Source organism: Prevotella sp. 20925_1_30 (assembly GCF_041433025.1).
Lineage (GTDB): Bacteria > Bacteroidota > Bacteroidia > Bacteroidales > Bacteroidaceae > Prevotella > Prevotella vespertina.
The window spans coordinates 1-25,172 of sequence record NZ_JAPWAR010000013.1 but is presented as its reverse complement, the minus strand read 5'-3'; the positions used below and the strand labels follow the sequence as shown (position 1 = coordinate 25,172).

The 25,172-nt window shown below is 42.5% G+C and carries 22 protein-coding genes; 17 read left to right on the top strand and 5 right to left on the bottom strand.

Annotation, left to right across the window (positions count from 1 at the left end; genetic code table 11):
• The first annotated feature begins 6 nt into the window (after window positions 1-6).
• The 5 genes from O3603_RS07155 (at window position 7) to O3603_RS07135 (ending at window position 4,824) form a co-directional block, all read left to right on the top strand.
• Window positions 7-618: an HAD family hydrolase gene (locus tag O3603_RS07155; RefSeq protein ID WP_371521827.1), complete on the top strand. Its 612-nt coding sequence runs from the start codon at window positions 7-9 to the stop codon at window positions 616-618.
• A 1-nt stretch (window position 619) separates the two neighbouring features.
• The gene (locus O3603_RS07150) at window positions 620-1,006 is read left to right on the top strand and encodes a GtrA family protein (RefSeq protein ID WP_287315392.1); all 387 of its coding nucleotides are present in this window, start codon (window positions 620-622) and stop codon (window positions 1,004-1,006) included.
• A gap of 72 nt (window positions 1,007-1,078) precedes the next feature.
• Window positions 1,079-2,428, top strand: a complete 1,350-nt coding sequence (locus tag O3603_RS07145) for a DUF6080 domain-containing protein (RefSeq protein WP_371521825.1) — start codon at window positions 1,079-1,081, stop codon at window positions 2,426-2,428.
• A gap of 1 nt (window position 2,429) precedes the next feature.
• Window positions 2,430-3,854, top strand: coding sequence for a DUF6080 domain-containing protein (locus O3603_RS07140; protein ID WP_371521823.1), 1,425 nt, complete (start codon window positions 2,430-2,432; stop codon window positions 3,852-3,854).
• A gap of 7 nt (window positions 3,855-3,861) precedes the next feature.
• Entirely contained in the window at window positions 3,862-4,824 is a 963-nt protein-coding gene (locus O3603_RS07135) for a glycosyltransferase (RefSeq protein ID WP_371521821.1), read from the top strand.
• 11 nt (window positions 4,825-4,835) lie between these two features.
• Here the strand turns inward: O3603_RS07135 and O3603_RS07130 are convergent, their stop codons facing one another.
• Entirely contained in the window at window positions 4,836-6,278 is a 1,443-nt protein-coding gene (locus O3603_RS07130) for a lipopolysaccharide biosynthesis protein (RefSeq protein WP_371521819.1), read from the bottom strand.
• A gap of 365 nt (window positions 6,279-6,643) precedes the next feature.
• Here O3603_RS07130 and O3603_RS07125 point away from each other — a divergent pair, with 365 nt between their 5' ends.
• Complete coding sequence (locus tag O3603_RS07125) at window positions 6,644-7,639, top strand: helix-turn-helix domain-containing protein (protein WP_371521817.1); 996 nt, start codon at window positions 6,644-6,646, stop codon at window positions 7,637-7,639.
• Here O3603_RS07125 and nadD read toward each other — a convergent pair.
• The 3 genes from nadD to O3603_RS07110 all read right to left on the bottom strand — a co-directional run bounded on the left by nadD (window position 7,630) and on the right by O3603_RS07110 (window position 9,853).
• Window positions 7,630-8,286, bottom strand: a complete 657-nt coding sequence (gene nadD, locus O3603_RS07120) for a nicotinate (nicotinamide) nucleotide adenylyltransferase (protein WP_371521815.1) — start codon at window positions 8,284-8,286, stop codon at window positions 7,630-7,632. The two genes, O3603_RS07125 and nadD, sit on opposite strands and share 10 nt — an antisense overlap.
• Entirely contained in the window at window positions 8,287-8,904 is a 618-nt protein-coding gene (gmk, locus tag O3603_RS07115; RefSeq protein ID WP_371521813.1) for a guanylate kinase, read from the bottom strand.
• A 70-nt stretch (window positions 8,905-8,974) separates the two neighbouring features.
• Complete coding sequence (locus O3603_RS07110; protein WP_371521811.1) at window positions 8,975-9,853, bottom strand: YicC/YloC family endoribonuclease; 879 nt, start codon at window positions 9,851-9,853, stop codon at window positions 8,975-8,977.
• Between the two features lie 87 nt (window positions 9,854-9,940).
• Between O3603_RS07110 and tsaB the strand changes: the two genes are divergently transcribed.
• From tsaB to O3603_RS07065, 9 genes are all read left to right on the top strand, one after another.
• Entirely contained in the window at window positions 9,941-10,633 is a 693-nt protein-coding gene (gene tsaB / locus O3603_RS07105) for a tRNA (adenosine(37)-N6)-threonylcarbamoyltransferase complex dimerization subunit type 1 TsaB (RefSeq protein ID WP_371521809.1), read from the top strand.
• 74 nt (window positions 10,634-10,707) lie between these two features.
• On the top strand, window positions 10,708-11,307 hold the full coding sequence (locus O3603_RS07100; RefSeq protein ID WP_371521807.1) for a DUF4290 domain-containing protein: 600 nt from the start codon (window positions 10,708-10,710) through the stop codon (window positions 11,305-11,307).
• Window positions 11,308-11,310: 3 nt separating this feature from the next.
• On the top strand, window positions 11,311-12,624 hold the full coding sequence (murA, locus tag O3603_RS07095; RefSeq protein WP_273540556.1) for a UDP-N-acetylglucosamine 1-carboxyvinyltransferase: 1,314 nt from the start codon (window positions 11,311-11,313) through the stop codon (window positions 12,622-12,624).
• Between the two features lie 183 nt (window positions 12,625-12,807).
• Window positions 12,808-13,329, top strand: coding sequence for a ribosome maturation factor RimM (gene rimM / locus O3603_RS07090; RefSeq protein WP_371521805.1), 522 nt, complete (start codon window positions 12,808-12,810; stop codon window positions 13,327-13,329).
• A 23-nt stretch (window positions 13,330-13,352) separates the two neighbouring features.
• Complete coding sequence (locus O3603_RS07085; protein WP_371521803.1) at window positions 13,353-14,510, top strand: 1-deoxy-D-xylulose-5-phosphate reductoisomerase; 1,158 nt, start codon at window positions 13,353-13,355, stop codon at window positions 14,508-14,510.
• Between the two features lie 13 nt (window positions 14,511-14,523).
• Window positions 14,524-15,924, top strand: a complete 1,401-nt coding sequence (gene rseP / locus O3603_RS07080) for an RIP metalloprotease RseP (protein ID WP_371521801.1) — start codon at window positions 14,524-14,526, stop codon at window positions 15,922-15,924.
• A 559-nt stretch (window positions 15,925-16,483) separates the two neighbouring features.
• Window positions 16,484-16,690 carry a hypothetical protein gene (locus O3603_RS07075; RefSeq protein ID WP_371521799.1) on the top strand — a complete coding sequence of 69 codons (207 nt, stop codon included), beginning with the start codon at window positions 16,484-16,486 and terminating at the stop codon, window positions 16,688-16,690.
• A gap of 33 nt (window positions 16,691-16,723) precedes the next feature.
• Window positions 16,724-18,328, top strand: coding sequence for a hypothetical protein (locus O3603_RS07070; RefSeq protein ID WP_371521797.1), 1,605 nt, complete (start codon window positions 16,724-16,726; stop codon window positions 18,326-18,328).
• Between the two features lie 233 nt (window positions 18,329-18,561).
• Window positions 18,562-19,026 (top strand): DNA-binding protein, encoded by a 465-nt coding sequence (locus tag O3603_RS07065; protein ID WP_371521795.1) that lies wholly within the window; start codon window positions 18,562-18,564, stop codon window positions 19,024-19,026.
• A 198-nt stretch (window positions 19,027-19,224) separates the two neighbouring features.
• On the opposite strand, the gene purL is transcribed toward O3603_RS07065, so the two are convergent.
• Entirely contained in the window at window positions 19,225-22,971 is a 3,747-nt protein-coding gene (gene purL / locus O3603_RS07060) for a phosphoribosylformylglycinamidine synthase (RefSeq protein ID WP_371521793.1), read from the bottom strand.
• Window positions 22,972-23,442: 471 nt separating this feature from the next.
• Between purL and O3603_RS07055 the strand changes: the two genes are divergently transcribed.
• Entirely contained in the window at window positions 23,443-24,303 is an 861-nt protein-coding gene (locus tag O3603_RS07055) for an OmpA family protein (RefSeq protein ID WP_287315404.1), read from the top strand.
• A gap of 241 nt (window positions 24,304-24,544) precedes the next feature.
• Window positions 24,545-24,907 (top strand): DUF1304 domain-containing protein, encoded by a 363-nt coding sequence (locus O3603_RS07050; RefSeq protein ID WP_371521791.1) that lies wholly within the window; start codon window positions 24,545-24,547, stop codon window positions 24,905-24,907.
• The last annotated feature ends 265 nt before the right edge of the window (window positions 24,908-25,172 follow it).

The window sequence follows — 25,172 nt, the reverse complement described above, 5'->3', positions numbered from 1 at the left end:
GGGCAGATGATGGTAAAGAAGGTTTATGCTTTCGACTTCGATGGTACATTAACGACGAAGGATACACTCTTAGAGTTCATTCGCTTTGCTAGAGGAAATACTGCCTTCTTGTTCGGATTCTTATTGTTTTCTCCCTTACTGGTGCTCATGAAGTTAAAACTCTATCCTAATTGGAAGGCAAAACAACGGGTGTTCTCATGGTTCTTTAAAGGTATGCTGATAGATGATTTCAACCATCTTTGTACAGAGTTTGCCTTTCATAATAAGCAACTCCTGCGTCCGAAAGGAGTGAAGACAATAAAGAAAGCAATAGAGGAAGGTGCTCAAGTTGTGATAATCAGCGCAAGTATAGATAACTGGGTGCGTCCTTTCTTCGATGAAATGGATAATAATATAATCGTTGTGGGTACTAAGATTGAAGTTCTTAATAACCGTTTAACGGGCAAATTCATTACTAATAATTGTTATGGAGTAGAGAAAGTGCGACGCTTGCAAGCACTCTTCCCACAGCGCAATGCCTATACTTTAATCGCTTTCGGCGATAGTCGTGGAGATAAAGAACTATTAGCTTATGCCGATCAAGGCTTTTATAAGCCTTTTAGAGAGAATGAGGAATAGGATGAGAAAGGATGTTTTAGATAAGAAGAAGCTCGGTGAAATCGTTAGATTCATCATTGTTGGTGGTTTAGCAACAGCCATCCAGTATGGTATCTATTTACTTATGCTATTGTGGTTACAGCCTCTCTTGTCAAATACTATTGGTTACTTTGTGAGCTTCACCTTTAATTATATCGCCTCAACTCACTATACTTTCCGTGTTAAATCAACTGCCAAACGAGGTTTAGGTTTTGTTTTCTCACATATAGTAAACTATCTCCTGCAAACCCTTACATTGCATGCTTTTCTGATGTTAGGGCTCGATAAGAAGATAGCCATGATTCCAATGTTTGCTATATGTGTCCCAATTAACTTCGTATTGGTGCGCTTCTTCTTGCATAGAAAGTAACTTACACATTACTACATTTGGTTGGCTCTGCTTTAATTAGTACCTTTGCAGCGGTTAATTAACAGTTTTTTAATGCGTATATTCAATATATTTAAGGTAAGAAAAGAGGAACGTTGGCTTGCTCTTTCCATGCTTCTTGTGTTCATTCTGTTTAATGGCTTATTAATAGCAAGCCATTATCACACCTATACAATGGGTGCACATGGAGGTTTCTGGAGCATTTTTACCAAGCATTTCCGTATGTCTGGATATGATAACTGGTCGTGGATAACCATCTCTGGGATGCGTATTCACTTTGAAACTAGTCGTCATCCACTTTACTTAACGTTCCTTTATCCGCTTTATCTATTGAATCATTGGCTCATACAAACCTTTGGTTATAACTTTGCTGTGTATTTCATGGCTGCTATTATCATCTTTTCAGCCTTCTATGCAGTACTCTTTATGTATCGTGTCTTTCGTGAAGTGATGGAGATGAAGCAGAAGGATGCCACACTGCTAACGCTCTTGCTCTTCTCTTTTGGGCATATCCTTATTCCTTCAATGGTACCCGATCACTTCATCGTATCGCTGATGTTGCTTTCAATGACGCTTTATATTGCAGGAATGAAGATGAAGAAAGGACTATTATTGACGCCTTGGCAATCTCTAGTACTAACTTTCTTCACTGCAGGGATGGCTACTTCCAATGGTGCAAAGACGCTTTTAGCAGGTCTATTTACCAATGGAAAGAAGATATTCTCTACTAAGTTTATCATCATAGGAGTCATTCTTCCCTTCTTATTGTTGCTTGGTATTCAGCAATCCCAGTACTACCTATTAGAAGTACCACAACAGGCTGTTATCCATCATATCGAAAAGGAGAATCTAAAGAAAGACCCGCAAAAAGTTTTAGAGCATAATCGACAGCGTAATGAATGGCAACGTACACATCTCGGACAACCTGTTGGTGATGGGGTTATAACTAAGTTGATGGATGTATCTACACCACGAGTACCAACGTTGGTAGAGAACTTCTTTGGTGAATCCATCCAACTTCACCAGCATTATCTATTGAAAGATGTGTCATGGGATAGACCTGTTTTTGTGTCTTATAACTGGGTCTTGAATTATATAGTGGAGGCTTTTGTCGTCTTATTGTTCGTTATTGGCATTGTTATTAGCCGTAAACAACGCTTCTTCCAGATGTTACTTGCATGGTTCGCATGCGATATCACTTTGCATCTCATCCTTGGTTTTGGTATTACGGAAGTATATATTATGACAGCAGGATGGGCATTTATCATCCCAATAGCTTATGGTTTCTTGTTGAAAAGATTACCGATGAATTGGCAAAGAATCATGCGTGTAACACTCATTCTACTGACGGCTTATTTGTGGATATATAATGCAGGACAAACATTCAAATATCTAATATCATAATATGTGGGCTCAGTTTATAAAAGTAAGAAAGGCAGAACGTCTACCTGCTTGTCTGTTTCTTCTATGGCAGATTATTATGCAGGCTACAGTCATCGTACCATATTATTCGGTGTTTTCGGTAGTTTCTTCGAATTATCGTAAGAATTTCCTTGACTGGTTCCATGTGTCAGGCTTTGACCCATTAACTTATTGTGTTGTCACCGATTGGTCGACAGCTTACGATGTGCATAGGCACCCTTTACTGGCTTTCTTCTATTATCCCTTGTATCTTATTAACCATGGGTTGACAAGTTGGTTAGGTGTTAATTGTGTGCAATTCTTAGTTGCTTTCGTTCTTCTTATTAGTTCGTTCTATGCTTTCCTATTGATGATGAGAATTGGTAAAGACCTGCTCCATCTATCACAAAGAGAGTCTGCTGTTATTGCCTTTTTGCTCTTCTCTTTTGCTTATGTGCTATTGGCTGCTGTCTCACCAGACCATTTCATACTGTCACTCTTCCTCCTTCTCCTAGTGATATACATTACTGGTAAACAGATGGCAGAGGGCAAACCGCTAAAGAAGAAACAAGCAATTATCCTCTTTCTACTCACTGCTGGCGTTTCTCTCAATAATGGATTAAAGGTGTATCTTGCTGACTTCTTCTCAAAAGGAAAGCGTTTCTTTCGCCCTTACAACCTTATTTTTGTTGTTGTCTTACCAGCTGTTCTTATATGGTTCTTTGGTGCTTGGGAGTATAAAACATTCGTTGCTGATAGCGTTAAAGAGCGCAAGATGAGTGAGAGACAAGCAGTAAAGAAAGATAGAACTAGATTATGGACAGCCTTTTGTGACACGACTCATATCAAAGATAATAAGCAACAGAAGGCTGTGTTCGACCAGTTATGGAAAAGGCACCGACAGGCACAATTAAAGGTAAAGTATAGTGCTCCACGTTATGCCCACTCGGGTGATCCAGTCAGTAAACAGCCTTTCTTAAATTGGACAGACATAACCACCTCACGTAGTAAAACCATTGTGGAGAATCTCTTTGGTGAGTCTTTACAATTACACCAGAGCTACACCTTAGGGGATGTGATGCGTGATCGTCCAGTCTTTGTCAGCTATAATTGGTTCTTTAATTACGTCATTGAAGCGTTCATTGTATTACTTTTCTTGTGTGGTATATGGGCTGGAAAGCGCAGTAAGTTAATGTGGATGACGCTGTCATTCTTTGCTCTTGACATGATACTCCATATAGGATTAGGCTTTGGAATAAACGAAGTTTACATCATGACTGCGCATTGGGCGTATGTCATTCCTTTGTGTATTGGATTCTTGATAAAGTCCACTTCGGGTAGAAAGCGTACTGCCATCACGTTGTTTACAGCATTAATAGCCTTCTATCTCATCGTTTATAATAGTGTACTAACCATCTTTACACTCTGAAAAAGTTATGAGTAACAAGCCTACAGTATCAATCGTTCTCTGTACTTATAATGGTGAGAAGTATTTGAGAGAGCAGCTTGATTCCATCCTCAAGCAGTCATATCCGATTCATGAAATAGTCATTCAGGATGATAATTCGGCAGATGTTACGTGGGATATATTAGAGGAGTACGCCATAAAGAATCCCCTCATTCGAATCTATCGAAACGAAGGGAAGCATGGTGTAAATCCTAACTTCCTATCAGCCATACACCGCGCAGAGGGTGATTATATTGCTATCTCTGATCAAGATGATGTGTGGGAAGTTGACAAGATAGCCAATCAAATGAATTGTATTGGAGATAAGATGCTTTGTAGTGGGCACTCTCGTCCTTTCTCAAATGATGGTTCTTTTGCTTATTTTGATGGTAGAGAACGCAATGTGAACATATTTCGTATGATGTTCCTAGGCTTACCTGGGCACACACTACTTTGTAAGCAAGAGTTGATTCATTTGTTACCACCCATCGAACATCCCGTCTTTAAGGTTACTCTCTATGATGCTGTTTTGAGCATTATTGCGGCATCCTATGATAGTGTTGTATTCTGTAATCAAGTGTTAGTGAACTTCCGTCGTCATGTAGAAGCCACTACTTACAATGATTATAGTAGGAGTTTACCATCATGGAAGAATGCTGTACACGAGTTGAAATGGTGCCTTCTACATTATCATGAGATGCGTGAGAATGCCCTACCAGTCTATCGAGGTAAACTAGAATTGATGGATGATTTGTCCTCAGAAAAGCACGATTTCATCGAAGCAAGAGAGGCTATGAGGATGGAAACAAGGGGTGGATTCATGGCATTCTTGCGCCTACAATATTTGCTAACAAGGAACTATAAGAAACTATTTCATACACCTGGTGGTGGCTTGATGAAGCTTTTTCGGGCAATTCTCTATCCCATCATGCAATTATATATGTACCACTAAGAACTCTTTAATCAGCCTTTCTTATGACGAAAGTAGTTGATGCATTCCTGTTGTATTTGCGAGCCTCCTACTTTCATAACGACATAATAGAGTGAAACGGCTATAACAACTCTTGCCAACAAGAGGATGATGAGGCTGTGTATCCATAATGTAATAAGATAGGTAATAACCATCACTGCAGCAGAAACTAATAGGTAAGGACTAATGTCCTTCAGTATGTCTTGCAATCTAATACCTATCTCCTTATTTGCGAAATATTGCCAAACAAGGAGCCAAAGAATTGTGATGATGGTATAGACACTCACCATGAATACGATACCTTGTTGATAACAAAGAACAATGAAGAAAACCTGTGCTACGATAAGTAATATTGTACACCACATATAGACAGTGGATCTTCCTCGACTGAGAATAAGGTTTTGATACATAGTATAAAAGGGTAGGAAGGCTCCACTAATACAAAGGATTCGTAGTAAGGGAATGCTATCCATCCACTTATCAGATATTAGAAGAATGATGAATTCATGTGCAACCATCGATAGACCAAACATAGCTGGAAAGACTAAGAAAGCGGTGAATTGGAGCATTTTACGGAATACTTTTACCTGACGGCAGGTATCATTATTCACCTCAACGAGTACTGGTTGCGCCACTTGTGATATAGTACCTGAGACGAAGGTACTAGCCATTGTGTCCCATTTGAAGGCTTGCGAGAAGTTGCCAACAGCCTTTGCACTATACAAACGACCGAATATAAAGGTCAGAATGTTTTGGCTTATTGTGTTCACAACAGTGGTTATTAAGATCTTATAACTAAATGAGAACATGTGCTTGATAGGGGTGAAGTCGATGTGAAACGTGGGTCGCCAAGGAATAATAAAGAATCGCCATAGACTGGTGAGAGCAATGTAAAGAACCTGTTGCCACGCCAAACTCCAATAAGCATAACCTTTCAGTGCAAGTACAATACCCACCACGCCCGATATTACTAAGCAGGTGATGCGTAAAAGAGTGGTCTCTTTCACCATCATATTCTTGAATAGGTAGGCCGCAGGAGCAGTCCCTATGGATGAGAATAACAGCGATGCAAATATAAAGCGAGATAAGTTTATGAGTTCTGGATGATGAAAGAATGAGGCTATCAAAGGTGCTGAAACGAATAAGACAGCGTAAGATAGCCACCCAACGAAGGTGCTGAACCAAAACACAGCATTGTAGTCATTATCCTTTGGATGCTCCATGTTAGCAAGAGCTGAGGTGAATCCGCTCTCTTGTAAAGCACTAGCTATGGCTGTGAATACTGCTAACATCCCCACCAAACCATAGTCGGCTGGTGAGAGCAAACGTGCTAAGAAGATTCCAATAACTATATTGAGAAGCTGCATAGTACCATTGTTCAATGCCCCCCAAAAGAGTCCTTTTGCAGTCTTCTCCCTTAGTGTCTCTTTTCCCATGATTGTCTTTTAAGCTATCAGCAAACTTCTAGTTCTCTTGTTCGATAGCCTTTGTTATAACAAAAAATATTTGAGTTGCAAATATAAGGTATTCTCATGAGAAACCAAAGAGATTGTTTGTTTAATCGCTTCAGTTTGTTTCCTAGAATCGAAGAGAGGCCCTTCTCATAGCAACGAAACGTCCTTGTCACATGGAAGAGAGGCTCTCTTCAAATAGAGAAGGGCGTCTCTTTCATACACAAAAAGTACATATTTATACGAAAGAGAGGATGTTTCTCATTTAGGACAATGAATATCCCAAAAGGGACATGATTGCTGCTTGTTTGGTAGAAAGGGTTTATTTTTGCTCCGATTTATACAACAGCATGAGAGAGAATAAACTAATTTCAAGAGTAAGAACCACTAGTTTTAAGAAAATTGTATCCTATTTAGCCAGCAACAAAGCTAATCTTGGAGGTGATATATATGTAGGGACTGAGTTTGCTATAGGCCTTGGTTGTCTTCCTCCTTTTAGTCCAGTCCATGATAAGACAGACTTGGTTAGGTTGGATGTTCTACGTGTTATCATCATTAAAAGTGGGTGGTGTGAACCTGTCATCAACTTTAAGAAGTATCGTTGCGGGCCTGGTGACATTCTATTCATCAACTGGGGTGTTGCTATTAAAGAGGATGCTTTAGGGCGTGATATAACCTTTGATGGATTCATGATGACGCAAGAATACCTGAAGATGATATTTCATGGAAGACTTCCTAAACGATTCTTGTCTCCTAATCTTTGCTTCTCTTTCCATATGCAGGACTTTGAGTTAGATATTTGGAGCCAATATATTCGTCAGCTTTATAGCTTAGCTAACATTCAATCGATGGCAAATGAGGAAGCGATGAAAGCCCTCTTTGGATCGGCAATGGCTTTTGCTATGTCGCTTTATAAGTCGAGAATGCCTCAAAACGACGATATGTGGTCACGTAGCAAAGAGTTGATAGAGCACTTCCTGTACTTTGTTGATCAGTATGCAAAGACTCAGCATGAACTTGACTTTTATGCTTCAAAGCTGTGTGTAAGTACTCATTACTTGGGGATGATAGTAAAGAAAGAGACAGGAGAGACGGCAAAAGCAATCCTTGATAAGGCTTTGCTTCTCTTGATAAAGCTGGAACTTAGATATTCAAATAAGCCTTTGAAAGTGCTAGCTGATGAGTTTCATTTCGTCACACTAAGTGCCTTTTGTAAGTTCTTTAAGCGTTGTGCAGGAGTAACGGCATCGGAATATAGGACGATGCCCGATAATCAGCACGAAGAGAGCTTACCCTTATATAATTTGGAGAAAGCTAAGAGTAAGGGAGAAGGTCCTTATTTGTAATATTGTAAGATAGCGTTTTCAACCCTGGAAGGAACCCATCCTGTGATGGGTTCGCCTTGCTTCACTCTTTCTCGGATAACTGTACTGCTGATATCAATTAGTGGTGTTTGGAGTATGCTAACATTCTTAGGTAAGAGGGAAGAAGACGGAGTATGGTCACGACGAGGATACACCACTATATGATAATGAGTGATGATATCCTCTGCATGATACCAATGGTTGAAGGCTTTCCAATTATCTCCTCCAACAAGAAGTGTGAAGGTATGATGAGGAAAGTCATGCTTTAAATGTTCTAAAGTGTTCCATGTATAAGAAGGCTTCGATAGGTGGAACTCATAGTCGGAAGCCTTGAAATGCGGTTCGTCGAGTATAGCTTGCCTTACCATCTCTAGTCGGAGATGATCATCCAAGAGTCTTTGATTCACTTTAAAAGGGTTCTGTGGAGAGACCATGAACCATACTTCGTCAAGTTCTTTCTCTATTAGAAAGGCTTTAGCAAGAGCTATGTGCCCATTGTGAATAGGGTCGAAAGAACCTCCAAAGATGCCCACCTTCAGTCCTCCCTCTTCATTAGAAGGAATAGAGGAGGGGTGCAATTCCTTAAAAGAAGAAGGTGAGTCTGGTGTTTGTTGGGTTTTTGGAACCATTTATATAAACGCTTTAATCATCTCGTAAACCTCTTGTTTAGCTTTGTCGAGGTCATCATTGACGATGATCTTATCGAACTTGTTAGCAAAAGTAAGCTCGTAGGAAGCTTTTGCAAGGCGGTTTTCTATTGCTTCAGCACTATCCGTTTGTCTGCTAACCAAGCGTCGGCGGAGTTCGTCCAGAGATGGAGGTTGTATGAAGAAACTCAATGCGCGCTCCCCATAAAACTTCTTGATATTGCATCCCCCCTTAACATCTACATCGAAGACAACGTTCTGTCCAGCAGAAGATTGATGCTCTACTTGTTCTTTCAAAGTACCATAGAAGCGATCTTTATACACCTCCTCATACTCGAGAAAGTCATCATTTTTGATTCTCTCTTTGAATTGTTCGGGTGAAAGGAAGATGTATTCAACACCATCTTGTTCGGTACCTCGTGGCGCACGAGTGGTACAACTAATGGAGAAAGCAAGCCTTAGTTCGGGGTGTTCTTGCATTAACCACTGAACGATGGTGCTCTTTCCTGCACCTGATGGAGCCGAAAAGATCAATAGTTTACCAGTGTTTTTTGCATCCTTAGAGACTTCTGTCTGGGGGGTAGAAAGTTGATTCGACATATTGTTGAGTTGGGTGTTTGTCTTGTTCTGGATTGATTTTATGGATTGCTATTGATGTGAGTTGAACTATCTAAAGAGCGTTAAGAACCTGCTCTTTTATCTGCTCTAACTCATCTTTCATCTTAACGACAATGTTTTGCATCTCGGCTTGGTTACTCTTAGAACCAGTCGTATTGATTTCGCGTCCCATCTCTTGTGCGATAAAGCCTAGCTTCTTTCCCACGCCATGACCACACTCCGCCATAGTTTCACGGAAGTACTTCAAGTGGTTAGTTAAGCGTTGTTTCTCCTCACTAATATCAAGTTTTTCGATGTAGTAGATGAGTTCCTGCTCTAAACGATTCTTATCGTAATCAACCTCAGGGATATGTTTTAAACCATCGACAATCTTATCTTTAATCTTTGGAACACGGCTCTTCTCGAAGGGTTCTATGCTCTTTAAAAGGGCAGAGATATTATCAATTTTCTCTGTAAACTTCTTTTGTAACGCAGCTCCCTCTTGTGTTCTGAAGTCAATGAGCTTGTTGATAGCCTCGTTAATGGATTCCTTTGCAGCCTCCCATTCAGCCTCGTCAAGTTCCTCAACATCAATTTTTGCAGTCACATCAGGCATTCGGAGCAAGGTGGTGAACCAATCGCTTGGCTCTGGAATACCAGTTTTCTCTGCGATAGTCTTTATTTGTTTATAATAGTTCTCGACGAGAGCAGCATTGATTGGAGTCGCATCAACAATGGTTTCCTTCTCTATCCAGAGAGAGAAATCAACCTTTCCTCGTTCTAATTTCTGTGCAAGTAAGCGACGAATCTCCATCTCTTTCTCTCGGTAGAGTGGGGCAATGCGTGTAGAAAGATCAAGTGACTTGCTATTAAGAGACTTAACCTCTACATTGATTTTCTTTTCCTTGTAGGTTACAACAGACTTACCGTAACCTGTCATTGATAGTATCATTAGTTTTCAAGTTAAATTTCTGCAAATGTACAAATAATGCGGGAAAAAAGAGTATATTTGCATGTTTTTAGAACATAATTATATTTTATGTCTTGTATATTAAGCATTGATACGAGCACAAATGTGTGCTCTGTTGCAGTAAGTCAGGATGGGACTTGCATCTTTGATAAGGTAGATAATAGTGGTCCCAATCATGCCGAGAAGTTAGGAACATTCGTTGATGAGGCCTTAGCCTTTGTTGATAGCCACGAGTTAACGCTCGATGCTGTGGCTGTTAGCTGTGGTCCAGGTTCATATACAGGCTTGCGTATAGGTGTGTCTATGGCAAAGGGCATTTGTTATGGACGTAATATAAAGTTGTTGGCAGTGCCCACTTTGGAATTATTAGCTGTTCCTATTCTTTTACATCATGAGTCAATAGAAGAGGAAGCATTGCTTGTTCCGATGATTGATGCACGACGTATGGAGGTTTATTCTGCCGTTTATGACCGTAGTTTAAAGGCTGTTCGTACGATTCAAGCTGATGTGGTTGATGGTGATACATACAAAGAGTTCCTTGATAAAGGACCAGTTTATTTCTTTGGAGATGGTGCAGAGAAGTGCATGGAAGTTATCAATCATCCTAATGCCCATTTGATTAAGAATATCGAACCAGTGGCTAAGAACATGTTCCCGTTAGCAGAGAAACGAATGGCAGAAGGTAAGTTTGAGGATGTAGCTTACTTCGTTCCATTCTATTTGAAAGACTTTGTTGCTAAACAGGCAAAGCCTCTGTTGTAATTAATAGATTATGATTGTTGATGAGGAAGGGCTTTATGTTCCATCCTCAGAGTTCAAAAGTTCAAACCTCAAAGATGAATATTGAAGGATTAGATTATAATACCCAACGAGAGAAACTCGTGCTTCCGCAATACGGACGAGAGATTCAAGATATGGTTGATTATGCGGTTAGTTTGCCTACAAAGGAGGAACGACAGCATTGTGCGGAGACCATCATTTCTATCATGGATAGGATGAATCCACTAAGTCGGGGGAATGTTGACCACATGGATAAGCTGTGGGATCACTTGGCATTGATGTCTAATTTTAAGTTAGATATTGATTATCCTTGTGATGTATCACAAGCATTGAAGATAGCAACGAAGCCTGAACCAATGTCTTACTCAACATCGAGGATACCAGTTCGGCATTATGGTAAGTTAGTTTTCGAGGCTTTTGACAAGTTGAAGACAATGGAGCCAGGAGCAGAGCGAGATGCTTTCGTTCGTTCAATTGCTAACCAGATGAAACGGAGTCTGGTACAATGGGGACATGGATCCAGCGATGATGAGAAGGTAGCTTCAGACCTTGCGCGTTTTACAAATGGTCAGATACAACTTGATCTGGACTCTTTTAAGTTTGATAAAATAAATGAGAGGGAGCTTGCTCAGCCTCGTAATAAGAAGAAGAGATAGTACATGGAGTCTTTTATTATAGAAGGTGGACATCGCTTAAGTGGTACGATTACGCCGCAAGGTGCTAAGAATGAAGCCTTGGAAGTGATATGTGCAACATTGTTAACAACTGAAGAGGTAATTATTTACAATGTCCCTGATATCCTAGATGTCAATAACTTGATCAAGTTGTTACAGGATATTGGCGTAAAGGTAAAGAAGCGTGCCCCGAATGAGTATTCATTCCAGGCTGATGAGGTAAACTTAGACTATTTGGAGAGTGTAGACTTCGTTAAGAAGTGTTCGTCATTGCGTGGTAGTGTGTTAATGATTGGTCCTTTGTTGGGTCGCTTTGGTAAAGCAACGATTGCAAAACCAGGTGGTGACAAGATTGGAAGACGCCGTTTAGATACACACTTCCTTGGCTTTAAGAATCTAGGTGCGCGTTTTGTTCGATTGGAAGATCGTGATGTATATGAGATACAGGCCGATAAGTTAGTTGGACAATACATGCTTTTGGATGAGGCTTCCATAACTGGTACAGCTAATATCATTATGGCGGCTGTCATGGCAGAAGGCACTACAACGATTTACAATGCAGCTTGTGAGCCTTACATCCAACAGCTTTGTAAGATGTTGAATGCTATGGGTGCGAAGATTACGGGCATAGGAAGTAACTTGCTAACCATCGAAGGTGTGCAGAAGTTGTCAGCAACCGAACACCATATACTACCCGATATGATTGAGGTCGGCTCATTTATCGGTATGGCTGCAATGATCGGTGATGGCGTTCGTATAAAGGATGTTTCTATCCAGAACCTCGGTTTGATTCTCGATACATTCCATCGATTGGGTGTACAGATAATAGTGGATGGTGACGATCTTATCATCCCACGTCAAGACCACTATGTGATAGATTCTTTCATTGATGGAACGATTATGACCATCAGTGATGCACCATGGCCAGGCTTAACACCAGACCTTATCTCTGTGTTACTCGTTGTAGCAACGCAGGCACAAGGCAGTGTTCTCTTCCATCAGAAGATGTTTGAAAGTAGATTATTCTTTGTGGATAAGCTCATTGATATGGGTGCGCAGATTATTCTTTGCGACCCTCATCGTGCTGTGGTAGTCGGTCATGACCATGCTAAGATATTACGTGCTGGGCGTATGTCAAGTCCTGATATTCGTGCAGGTATCGCTTTGTTGATAGCTGCTCTATCAGCACAAGGAACAAGCCGAATCGATAATATTGCTCAAATCGATCGTGGTTATGAGAATATAGAAGAGCGACTAAATGCGCTGGGAGCAAAGATTCGCAGAGCAGAAATTTGTTAGCTTCGTCGTATCTGAAGCTACCCTTTGAGGAAAATAGGTGTTAGCTTTAAACAAAAAGGGTCTACCCTTTTTCTCAAAAAGGTCTACCCTTTTTCATAAAAAGGTCTACCCTTTTATAGAACACGCCATTTAGTATTGAAGTAAGCTATAGTTTTATCAGCGTTGCTGATATATGATAAAGAGATGATAAAGAAGGAAGAAGTCTATAAGATAGGGCGCATAGGGAAACCTCATGGCGTACACGGAGAGTTGCAACTGCAGTTCTCCGATGACGTTTTTGATGCTGTTGATGCCGATTACCTAGTATTGGATATTGATGGAATACTTGTTCCCTTCTTTATGGAAGAGTATCGTTTCCGTTCGGATGAGATAGCGCTTATGAAATTCTGTGATATTGATACGGAGGCACAAGCACGTGAACTTACTGGTTATGATGTTTTCTTTCCGCGCAAGTTGGCGGCAGAGCGAACCGAAGATGTGTCTTGGGCGCAGATTGTGGGCTACTCATTAATAGACGAGCAAACAAAGAGAACCATCGGAAAGATTACTGCCGTTGATGAGACAACAGTAAATACGCTCTTCGAAGTGGTTACGTCTGAGGGGAATGATGTTCTAATTCCTGCAAGCAACGACTTAATCGTTAAGGCTGATACAGTAGGTCAGACGATAACCATGCGCATTCCTGCTGGACTGCTCGACCTATAACTCATCGTATAAAGGAAATACAAATGAAACAACAAATCTGTATATTAGGTTCCACTGGTAGCATCGGTACACAGGCGCTTGATGTCATTAGTCAGCACCCCGACCTCTATGAGGCTTATGTGCTAACAGCTAATAAGCGTTGGAAAGAACTGGCTGACCAAGCCCGCAGGTTCCATCCATCTGCTGTGGTCATAGCCGATGAGAACTATTACGAATCGCTGTCTTCTGCGCTATCCGATATGCCCGATATAAAGGTATATGCTGGTGCGAAAGCATTGGAAGAAATCGTCGAGTCGCCATCTATTGATATGGTACTTACAGCGATGGTAGGCTATTCGGGACTAGCTCCAACTATACATGCTATCAAGGCAAAGAAGAAGATTTGCTTGGCTAATAAGGAGACATTAGTGGTGGCGGGAGAGCTTATCTTGCAGCTTGCTCAGCAATATCACACACCCATCTTACCAGTCGACAGCGAACATAGTGCTATCTTCCAAAGCCTGGTGGGAGAAGATAATAACGAGATAGAGAAGATACTTCTCACCTGTTCAGGAGGCCCTTTCCGTACCTTCACGCACGAACAGTTGAAGTCTGTCACAGCTGCTGACGCACTTAAACATCCCACGTGGGAGATGGGAGCAAAGATTACCATCGACTCCGCCTCATTGATGAATAAGGGCTTTGAAGTGATAGAAGCTAAGTGGCTCTTTGGCGTTCCTGCAGATAAAATCCAGGTATTGATACATCCGCAATCAATAGTCCATAGTGCTGTACAATTCGTGGATGGCGGTGTGAAGGCACAATTAGGAGTGCCCGACATGCGCCTTCCTATACAATATGCCTTCTCATTCCCTAAGCGATTGCCGCTCAATGGCGACCGTTTGAATCTCTTCTCTCATCCCTTAGAGTTCTTCGAGCCCGATGTGGAGAAGTTCAAGTGTTTAGCAATGGCGTATGAGGCTATTAATAAAGGTGGCAATATGCCGTGTATCGTTAATGCAGCCAATGAGATTGTCAATGCTGGGTTTCGTCAAGGTGCGTGCTCATTCCTTGCTATGGGCGACATCATCGAACAGACGATGCAGCGTGTAGCCTTTGATAAGAATCCTGATTACGATATCTATGTGCAAACAGACGCTGAGGCGCGTCGTGTGGCACAATCAATTATGAACAATAAATAATGGTTATATAACAATGGAAACATTTCTAATCAGATTGCTTCAGTTCGTTCTGGCAATCTCTTTACTTGTCTTGCTACATGAAGGCGGACATATGTTCTTTGCGAAACTCTTTGGAGTTCGCGTGGAGAAGTTCTTTGTATTCTTCGATGTAAATATCGGTAAGTGGTCAGGTAAACTCTTCAGTTGGAAGCCGAAGAAGGACGATACCGAATATGGAATGGGTTGGTTGCCACTTGGTGGCTACTGTAAGATATCGGGAATGATAGATGAGAGCCTTGATAGGGAACAGATGAAGAAGGACCCACAGCCATGGGAGTTCCGTACTAAACCAGCATGGCAACGACTCTTAATAATGATTGGTGGCGTGTTAGTCAACTTCGTCCTCGCATTATTCATCTATTCGATGATTATGTTCACATGGGGAGACAGCTACTTCAAGGTATCTGATATGACCATGGGAATGCGTTTCAATGCTGATGCCAAGGCTTTGGGATTCAAAGACCATGACGTTATGTTGGGTACTGACCAGGGTGCTTTCCGTGAGTTCGCTAATGTCAATGGCGATTTCTTCCGCCAGATTGCACAGGCAAAGCGTGTTGATGTGCTGCGTAATGGTAAGAAACAGAGCATTAAGCTACCAGGAGATATGGATATGTTATCCATGATTAAGACCCGTCCTTACTTCGTTGAGCCATTTATTCCAGCACAGATTGACAGCGTTATGAGTGGTTCTCCAGCCGCTAAAGCAGGTATGAAGGCAGGCGATGTTATCAAGTCTATCAATGGAAAAGCTGTTGAGACGTGGTCAGACATGAATTATCAGACAGGCGTCTTAGATGATGTTATGGCAGTGAAGAACACCCATAAGGATTCACTTGCAGCTCGTTCCGTTGTCTTAACGGTGCAGCATAAGGGCGCAACAAAGCTCGATACCATGCGAATGGTTATGACTCCCGACTTGAAACTAGGCGTTTATCAGTCGAGCTTAGCCTCTTTCTATAAGCCAGTGCAGGTTCAATATAGTTTCCTTGAGAGCTTCCCCGCTGGTGCAAAGCATGGTTGGAACGTTCTACGAGGCTATGTTGGCAACTTCCGTTACCTTGCTTCGGCAGATGGAGCAAAGAGTATTGGCGGCTTCGGATCGATTGGTAGCCTCTTCCCTCCTTATTGGGACTGGTATATGTTCTGGTCGATGACAGCCTTCTTGAGCATTATTCTAGCCTTTATGAACATCCTTCCTATCCCTGCGTTAGATGGTGGTCACGTGGTATTCTTGCTTTATGAGATGATTACACGTCGCAAGCCATCAGAGAAGTTTATGGTTTGGGCAGAGTATGCTGGTATAACGATTCTCATTATATTAATGGTGTTTGCCAACCTTAATGACATCCTTCGCTGGCTGCATGTGATGTGATAAAAAGCCTCCACAAAGCCCTACGAAAGGGGAAGAGAAAGCCTCACCCCCGTCCCCTCTCCGAATGGAGAGGGGCGTGAACAGTGCTGTAAATAAGCATTATCTATAAAGGTTCTAACCTCAGTTAATACTACTATTTACTCCCCTCTCCATTCGGAGAGGGGGCGGGGGTGAGGCTGGTTGGGGCGATTGTTGAGGGCTTCTTTTTTCCTAATTTATTTGGCTAGTTAATTTATTCTTCTTACCTTTGCCGCCGTGAAACAGTTAGCAATGACATATCAAGGCAATGACGTACTGCAAAGAATTATTCGATTCTTTGCATCTTTTTGCACTTTATCTTTGGTCAATCCAAATAATTTGCTAACACACACACACACATTCGCACCTAGCGTCTAATAACACATTTTTTCTTCTCGCATACGCGCGCGCGAAGCGTGCCGTAACCCCTGTAAACAAAGGACTTCTAGGAGTTTCCTTTGTTCGCTTTTTTATGCCCTTTTGCGAACTCCGTTTAAAGCAAAATAAGAACAAAATAACAGCTATTTTAATCAATAAAGTTATGAGAAAAGAACAAACTAAGAAGGATTATTCTGCACCTCGTTGCATGATAATCCAAGTAAGCGAAACCACGAATTTGATGGACACGTCTTTCCCAAGTCAGCACCATCCAGCACAGCCAGGTGGAGGTATGGGTGATGCAAAGCAAGCACCAGGGTGGTTGTCTGAAAGTGAAGACGAAGACGAAAACCCATCATGGGAAGACTAACAGAGAGTTATTAACAAAGAGAACAAAGTAAAAATGAAGAAAACAATGAAAAGACATTCTTTTAAGTCAAGGCTTCTGTCATTGATGGCATTATGCAGCATGGCTTTGACAATCGGTTCTTGCGCGAATGATGACGTAGCACAGAACCCAACAATCCCTAACGACGATAAGAATTTGACCACCTTTGCAGCAGGCACTCCCACCACCCGCACCTCAATGGAGAGCGATGGTAAGTTCTTTTGGGAAGCAGGCGATAAGATTTACGTAAAGGACGATAACGGTGCATGGCACGCAAGTAGCAACTCGCCAACAGGCAAGACAGATAACTTTAAGTTCAAAGTGCCCGGCACTTACACAGCCCACACGTCATACGAGGTTTATTATCCAGGTCAAGGCGGTAGCAATGACCAAGCTGTTATCGCTGCCAGCCAAAGTCAAGCAGAGCCAAACACAACCACTCACTTCGGTGCAGCAGGCGATTGTGGAATGGCAACGGCAACTAAAGTGACAGGTAAACAGCAGTTCGCTTTCACCTTAGACCATAAGGCAGCTTATCTCCTCTTCTTGCCACGTACCAGCAACACTATTCTGCATGATTGTTACTTAACTAAGGTAGAGGTAAACTCTGACAATGATATTACCGATACTTACACCCTTGACCCAGCAACAGGCAAACTAACAGGTACAGGTACAGGCAAACAGATAGTCTTAACCACAAAAGACCCAACATGGGGCAGTAGCAACTACAATGGCTTCCCTTTGACCAATAGCACAGCAAGCGCAGCCACCAATGGTGCTTACGTTGTTATAAAGCCGGGCACCCATACACTCAAGATACGTTATTGGGTGAAGGACGTTGCAACACACGTAGAGGGAACTATAACCAAGACATTAGCATCAGCTACCTACGACCAGAATAAATATTATAACATTACTGCTAACCTTGACGTAACTAATTACGATGGTGACCATTATTATATGTGGGACGCCCAGAAACAATATTGGTACGGTTACGAATGGACAAAGAACTTGGGAGCAGGTGTAGGTCAGCCAACACTTGGTACTCAGCCAAGAGGCAACTACCCCCGGAACAACAGCGACTCCCGTTACTGTAACGAAGCATTTACTTCTGGCGTAGATAACCCCGCTACTCACACACCATGTAAAGACCTTCCCAACGTGAACGAGATGTCTTGGTACTGCATGTTTGGCGATCCCCGTTGGGATGGTGACGAATTATGGACAACTATGGGTCATTTATATAAAGGTGGCATGTGGTTTAAGAAGAAGTCTGTGCTGCAAGGCGAGGGGCATTACGACACCGAGAAATCTGCCGACGGTACAACCGATATGCGTACAACAGAGAGGAGCTACAGCAACAGCAACAGTAGTATCAACTACTCTGGCCTTCCTTCCGCTGCTGACGCAGGCAACTACTTTTACCTGCCCGCCTTGGGTTACTACACCTATGGTCTGCTGTACAGCATTGGCGACGATGGCGACTATTGGTCGTCTAGTGCTCTCCCGCAGACCAGCTACGACGCGTACCACCTGAGCTTCTCCAGTGGTAACGTCATCGTGAATGGCGGCGGCTACGGCCGCCTCCTCGGGGCCAGAGTCGAGCCAACATTCGAGTAGTCCTTGCAGTTGTTCGTGGTCTGTTTTTGTACCCAACGAATGGGTAGAGTTGTACCCAGCGAAGAAGTACGATCGTACCCAGCGAATGGGTAGGAGTCTACCCAACGGGCAGGGTACGATGCTACCCAGCAGCTGGGTACAAGACGACCCAACCGCTGGGTATAAAATACATGAAAAAGGACATCAAAATGATGTTATTATGAATATAATGTTTAATTTAAATCTGATTCACAATGATTGTATTTAAAGTTGCGCCTCGTAAGGCGACAATGGGAAAAATGAAGGGTAAGACGGTGTATATCGCGGTACCGAAAGGTCAACAAAAGATCTCACCCGAAATGGTGTTGGAACGTATTGTTCGTGAAACCTCATTGACGGAGGGAGATGCACGGAATGTGATTATCACATTGCGTAACATTATCTCGGACTGTGCACGTATGGGAACAGGCTTAGACCTCGGCGACATCTTCTCTTTGCGTGTCAACGTGCCCTCAAAGATGGAGGAAAACGAAAGGGATGTGTGTGCTAAGAGCCTCAAAGCTCCGAGGTTGACATTGACCTGGAAGAATCCGGTGCGCAAGGCGTTAAAGGAGTTGCAGGTGGATGTGGATAATCCTGCGCGGAAGAAGGCAAAAGGTCCCGCCCCCGAGCCAAAAGGAGGGGGGAGTGAAGAGAACCCTGGGCCACAGGTAGGGTAAAAACAACCTCCCCAAAAGGCCTCCCCAAGCCCCTCCGGAGGAGGGGATGTGCCTACGGGGGCTAGTTAGGGAACGTCCTACGGAAAGCCTTCCCAGGTCTCATCCCAAGCCCCTCTCCATTACTTCCCTTCGGTCAGTGACCGTTGGTTCGGAGAGGGGGCGGGGGAGAGGCAGTAGAGAGGGTGGGGGTGAGGCTCCTTACAACTTACTCTCAACCCACTTACGTGCATTGACGAAGGCTTCAATCCATGGCGTTATCTCGTCTTTTCGACGCTCACGAGGATAGTAAGCCTGCTGCCAAGGGAATATAGATCGCTCCAAGTGAGGCATCATTGCGAGGTGACGACCATCCTGTGAGCAGATTCCTGCGACGTTATAATCGGAGCCGTTAGGGTTGCCTGGATACTCTGCATAGTTGTATTTCGCAACAATGTTGTACTTGTCTTCTGCCTCTGGGAGATAGAAGCGTCCCTCTCCGTGTGCTACCCATATACCGAGTTTATCACCACTTAATGAACCAAACATCACACTATTGTTCTGTGGAATGGCTACATTGAGGAAGGTGCTCTCGAACTTCTTACTTGTATTATGGCATAGATGTGCACGATGCTTATGCTCTGGATTGATGAGGTTCAGTTCCACCATCAACTGACAACCATTGCAGATACCGAGTGAAAGGGTATCCTCACGTGCATAGAAGCGGTCGAGTGCTTGCTTAGCCTTAGGGTTATAGAGGAATGCTCCAGCCCATCCCTTAGCAGAACCGAGCACGTCAGAGTTGGAGAAACCGCCGCAGAAGACTATCATATTCACCTCTTCCAACGTCTCACGACCGCTGATAAGGTCGGTCATAGTGACATCTTTCACCTCGAATCCAGCTAAGTAAAGTGCATAAGCCATCTCTCTTTCACCGTTAGTACCCTTTTCACGGATAATAGCAGCCTTTGGCGTTGCATGGTTCGTGGCAGGTTCTGATGACTTCCATCGGTCAGCATCCAATCCATATTGTTTGAGCGTTCCAGTGAAGTCAGCGTTGAATTTCATTTCTATAGGCTGCTTCTTATAGTTCGTGTAACGCTTCTTCGCCATACCATTCATGCTCTGCTTACGATCGAGCAAGTAAGAGGTCTTATACCATGTGTCACGTAGAGCTTCAATATCGAGTTCTACTTTCCATTCGCCATCAGCTATGTTAAGTACACGTTGATTGATTCGTGGAGCACCGATACATGCGAATCCAATGCAATTCTCCTGTAAGAATGCTTGTACATCGTCCTTATGCTCATCCGCAACCTGTATGACTACACCTGGATTCTCAGCGAACAACTTCTTGATAACATCATTGCCTTGGATGTTCTGAAGGTCAATATGCAATCCACCTTCTGTGTTGGCAAAGGTCATCTCAAGTAGGGTTGTAATCAAACCACCAGCCGAGATATCATGTCCAGCGAGTATCCATCCACGACGGATAAGCTCTTGAATGGCATCGAAACAATCGCAGAAGTATTGTGGCTCTTTGATAGTTGGAACGTCACTACCTATCTTGCCGAGGCTTTGGGCGAATGCGGAACCTCCTAAACGTTGCTCATCAAAACTGAAGTCGATATGATAGATGTGGCTCTTCTCATCGTTCACAAGTACTGGAGAAACCACCTGACGAACATCACTCACCTCGCCACCGCTCGTCACGATGACCGTTCCTGGAGAGATAATCTTGTCTCCATTAGGATATTGCTGGGTCAGAGAAAGTGAGTCCTTACCTGTTGGAACGTTCACACCGATAGCACAACAGAAGTCGGATAGCGCCTTAACTGCGCTGTAAAGGCGTGCGTCTTCACCCTTCTGTGACCGACAAGGCCACATCCAGTTAGCCGATAAGCTGAGGCTGTCCATGCCGTCAGCCAATGGTGCCCAAACGATGTTCGTCAATGATTCAGCAACGGATAGTACGGAGCCTGCCTCTGGTGATGCAAGACCTGCCTGAGGCGCATGACCGAGTGCAGTGGCTATACCCTTATGCCCCCGATAGTCCAATGCTACGACACCACAATCCGATAGTGGGAGTTGTATCTCACCCTGGCATTGCTGTCTTGCAACCTTACCCGTAACAGAGCGGTCGACCTTGTTTGTCAACCAGTCCTTACATGCAACGGCTTCCAGTTGGAGCACACGTTGGATGTACTCTTCCACCTTATTTATATTATAAGAGGCGTCTTCATATTTGCGAACGACGGTCTCATCCTTCATAATTGTCTTAGGAGAATGACCGAACATCTGCGCTACGTCGAGGTCGAAAGGCTTAACACCATCACCCTGAACGAATGAGAAGTGAGCATCGCCAGTGGTCTCACCAACAACATACATCGGTGCACGCTCACGCTCAGCAATCTTCTTTACGTGCTCAAGATGCTTCTCATCAATGAGTAAGCCCATGCGCTCTTGCGACTCATTGGCTATAATCTCTTTCGCACTAAGTGTCTTGTCGCCGATAGGAAGTTGGGTCATATCTATCTTGCCACCACAATCTTCTACTAACTCACTCAAGCAGTTTAAGTGACCTGCAGAACCGTGGTCATGGATGGAAACAACGGGGTTGGTGTCTTCTTCAACCAATGCACGTACAAGGTTATAAGCACGTTTCTGCATTTCAGGGTTAGCACGTTGTACGGCATTCAATTCGATACCATTAGAGTAACGACCCGTATCAACAGATGAAACAGAACCGCCACCTAAACCGATACGATAGTTATCGCCACCTACAACAACAACCTTATTCCCTGCCTGTGGCTCGCCCTTTAGGCAGTCACGTTTGGTACCATAACCTACACCGCCTGCCAACATGATGACCTTATCATAAGCATATTTCTCGCCATTCTCTTGGTGTTCAAAGGTGAGGAGCGAACCCGTAATCAATGGTTGACCGAACTTGTTACCGAAGTCGCTAGCACCATTTGATGCCTTGATGAGGATTTGTTCTGGTGTCTGATAGAGCCATTGACGAACGGGCAATATGTCTTCCCAATCTCTAAGAGCTGGTGTAGAATTATCGTCCTCTTTAAGTCGTGGGTAGGCAGTCATATATACTGCAGTACCTGCGATAGGCCATGATCCAACACCGCCACCCATGCGGTCGCGTATTTCACCACCTGTTCCTGTTGCGGCACCATTGAATGGTTCAACCGTAGTAGGGAAGTTGTGAGTCTCGGCTTTCAGAGAGATAACACTCTCAATAGGCTTTACGCGGAAGTAATCGGATACACTTTGATTGGCTGGAGCAAACTGTTCTATCTCAGGTCCTTGTGCAAAGGCGACATTGTCCTTATAGGCTGACAGAATCTTTCCCGGGTTCTCTTTAGTTGTCTTCTTAATGAGGCTAAAGAGACTACTCTCCATTACTTTGCCATCAATGATAAACTCTCCGCCAAAGATCTTATGCCTACAATGCTCGGAGTTAATCTGTGCGAAACCAAATATCTCAGAGTCTGTTAGAGGGCGACCATTTTGCTTTTCAATCTTATGAAGGTATTCCATCTCTTCGGGTGAGAGCGCAAGACCTTCTTCTTCATTGAACTTCTCTAAGTCGTCCACATGTTTGATGGGCTCTGGCTCATGGTTAACAGTGAAGATGGATTGGTCTAATCCATCATACATACGTTGTAACATTGGGTCATAATCAGCCTCTTTGCTCTTCACAGGGAAGTACTCCTCTATACGCAAAATGCCGTCAAGACTCATGTTTTGAGTAATCTCGACGGCATTTGTACTCCATGGAGTTATCATTTCACGACGTGGCCCTACATAGTAACCTTGCAATGATTCTTCATTCTGCAAGTAGGTTGCGTCGCCGTAAAGCCAGCAAAGTTCGTTGATTTCTGCGTTAGACAAAGCATGATCTACTTCTGTAGCAATCACGCTCTTGGACTGAGTTCTGAAGAAAAGAATCATAGTCTTTATATAAAAATTGGTGTAACTTATGCTTGCAAAGGTACTAATTACTTTGGATATATGGTAGCTTGTTGTGGCTTTTTTGGTGTATGGAATGATGTTAGCGTGTGTTTTTTGTATTCTTACACTTATCTTCTATGTGCTTTGATGACGAAGGGGTTATTTTTCTTAAATATGAGTTTTTCATCAGCGGAGATAGTAAGTGGAATTGGGGGTAAGTTTATAGGCAGACAAAGAGATACCCTTTTTGATTTGAAAAGGTGCTCTTCTAGCCTCAAGAAGATGCCCTTTTGAATCGTAATATGTGCTCTTTTATTCTCTTGCAACAAGTTCTGTATAATTTTATCAAATTGTATCATGAATACAACAGATGAAAGTTAAAATAACTAAAGCATACGTCTAATCACTTGCTTTGGACTAGTTTATGATATATCTTTGTAGCAGAATACAAACAAATACGATTATACTATTATGAAAAAAGGTCTTTTTATAGGTGCTTTATTCGTTGGTGCGCTTGCTTTCAGTAGCTGTGCCAGCAAAAAGGATTTGGAGAATTGTCGTACAGAGAATAGTAAACTTACGGAAGACTATCAGAGTGCGAAGGAAACAATTGCAGCCAATAATGCTCGCATTAAGAGCTTGGAGGATCAGTTGGCTCAGGCAAGAGAAAGTGCTGCCGCATTACAAGGAAGTCTTGACAATAGTTTGAGAAATGCTAATTCGAACAACATAAATATTTCGAAGCTTGTTGATCAAATCAATGAGAGTAATCAGTATATTCGCCATTTAGTAGAGGTGAAGTCGAAGAGTGACTCATTGAATATGGTGCTGACGAATAACCTGACTCGCTCGTTGAGTCGTGAGGAGTTGAAGGAAGTTGATGTACAAGTTCTGAAGGGTGTTGTGTATATCTCCTTAGCTGATAATATGCTTTATAAGAGTGGTTCTTATGAGATTAACGATCGTGCTGAGCAGACTTTAAGTAAGATTTCAAAGATTATTACCGATTATAAAGATTATGATGTTCTAATCGAAGGTAATACTGATAATGTGCCAATCAATACCGCAAATGACAAGATGAAGAATATCCGCAATAACTGGGATCTCTCTTGTTTGCGTGCAGCATCTGTAGTACAATATCTGCAAGATCATTTCAATGTTAATCCTAAGCGTTTGACAGCTGGTGGTCGTGGTGAGTATAACCCACTTGCAACTAACGATACTGAGTTGGGTAAGCAGCGTAACCGTCGTACACAGATTATCATTACTCCAAAGCTTGATCAGTTTATGGATCTCATTGGTGAGGCTCCAGAGACTAAGGCTACAAAGTAATTTGATTATGAATAATGACGTTCTGTCCTTGATTCTCCAGCGATGTTCACGGAGGTATAGGTGGATTTTGGCTGTATTTTCTGTATATATGATTTATTTCTGTGGAAAGTGTTTCGGAGAAGCATTGTGGTATTTATTACATTGATAGAACAGAAAATGTTGATAAATATAAATCTGCATCTTGTCTATTTAATATTGGCAAGGTGTAGATTTTTCCTTTATAATAATATAAGGCTTGTATATGGATATTACTTTTATGATTTTAGCTACATTGGTAGCTGTCGAACACATATATATAATGTGTCTTGAAACGATATTTACTAAATCGAGAACAACTGCGCGTACTTTTAATATGGATGTGGAGGAATTAAGTCGCCCATCTGTATCTACGTTATTTAAAAATCAAGGTGTCTATAACCTTTTATTGGCAGTGCTGATTTTAATAGCTGTTTGGGTAACGAATAATTTGTTTTGGGTGCGTTGTCTTTTGACGTATGTAGCATTGGTGGCTATTTATGGCGGTTTTACAAGTAGTCCAGCTATTATTTTAAAGCAGGGCACGCCTGCTTTGGTAGCATTAATATATAGTTTTGTTCTATTATAGGTATTTGTTTTTTTTGCTAAAATTGAAACTTCCTTTGTTTTCGATTTTGCTTTTAAGGGGCTATTTCTTGCTTTGTGGTTTTTTTAACGCTATTTTAGTTTTTATAGCTTCTAGGAGCGTGGTAGAGGTGTTTTGGGTGTTGTTTTGGTTGATTTGTGTCAAGGTTTTGAGTGATTTTTAAGTTTTTTGAAAAATAATCTTCAAAACATTTGGAAGGAACGGAAATTCTGTATACCTTTGCATTCGCTTTTACGAAATAAGCCAT

Coding starts and splice junctions, on each gene's coding strand:
- O3603_RS07110 (WP_371521811.1), bottom strand. CDS start 9,853: ATGATACTATCAATGACAGGTTACGGTAAGTCTGTTGTAACCTACAAG.
- tsaB (WP_371521809.1), top strand. CDS start 9,941: ATGTCTTGTATATTAAGCATTGATACGAGCACAAATGTGTGCTCTGTT.
- O3603_RS07130 (WP_371521819.1), bottom strand. CDS start 6,278: ATGGGAAAAGAGACACTAAGGGAGAAGACTGCAAAAGGACTCTTTTGG.
- O3603_RS07125 (WP_371521817.1), top strand. CDS start 6,644: ATGAGAGAGAATAAACTAATTTCAAGAGTAAGAACCACTAGTTTTAAG.
- O3603_RS07140 (WP_371521823.1), top strand. CDS start 2,430: ATGTGGGCTCAGTTTATAAAAGTAAGAAAGGCAGAACGTCTACCTGCT.
- O3603_RS07070 (WP_371521797.1), top strand. CDS start 16,724: ATGAAGAAAACAATGAAAAGACATTCTTTTAAGTCAAGGCTTCTGTCA.
- O3603_RS07065 (WP_371521795.1), top strand. CDS start 18,562: ATGATTGTATTTAAAGTTGCGCCTCGTAAGGCGACAATGGGAAAAATG.
- O3603_RS07050 (WP_371521791.1), top strand. CDS start 24,545: ATGGATATTACTTTTATGATTTTAGCTACATTGGTAGCTGTCGAACAC.
- O3603_RS07155 (WP_371521827.1), top strand. CDS start 7: ATGATGGTAAAGAAGGTTTATGCTTTCGACTTCGATGGTACATTAACG.
- O3603_RS07145 (WP_371521825.1), top strand. CDS start 1,079: ATGCGTATATTCAATATATTTAAGGTAAGAAAAGAGGAACGTTGGCTT.
- rseP (WP_371521801.1), top strand. CDS start 14,524: ATGGAAACATTTCTAATCAGATTGCTTCAGTTCGTTCTGGCAATCTCT.
- O3603_RS07100 (WP_371521807.1), top strand. CDS start 10,708: ATGAATATTGAAGGATTAGATTATAATACCCAACGAGAGAAACTCGTG.
- rimM (WP_371521805.1), top strand. CDS start 12,808: ATGATAAAGAAGGAAGAAGTCTATAAGATAGGGCGCATAGGGAAACCT.
- purL (WP_371521793.1), bottom strand. CDS start 22,971: ATGATTCTTTTCTTCAGAACTCAGTCCAAGAGCGTGATTGCTACAGAA.
- gmk (WP_371521813.1), bottom strand. CDS start 8,904: ATGTCGAATCAACTTTCTACCCCCCAGACAGAAGTCTCTAAGGATGCA.
- O3603_RS07085 (WP_371521803.1), top strand. CDS start 13,353: ATGAAACAACAAATCTGTATATTAGGTTCCACTGGTAGCATCGGTACA.
- O3603_RS07055 (WP_287315404.1), top strand. CDS start 23,443: ATGAAAAAAGGTCTTTTTATAGGTGCTTTATTCGTTGGTGCGCTTGCT.
- O3603_RS07075 (WP_371521799.1), top strand. CDS start 16,484: ATGAGAAAAGAACAAACTAAGAAGGATTATTCTGCACCTCGTTGCATG.
- O3603_RS07150 (WP_287315392.1), top strand. CDS start 620: ATGAGAAAGGATGTTTTAGATAAGAAGAAGCTCGGTGAAATCGTTAGA.
- O3603_RS07135 (WP_371521821.1), top strand. CDS start 3,862: ATGAGTAACAAGCCTACAGTATCAATCGTTCTCTGTACTTATAATGGT.
- murA (WP_273540556.1), top strand. CDS start 11,311: ATGGAGTCTTTTATTATAGAAGGTGGACATCGCTTAAGTGGTACGATT.
- nadD (WP_371521815.1), bottom strand. CDS start 8,286: ATGGTTCCAAAAACCCAACAAACACCAGACTCACCTTCTTCTTTTAAG.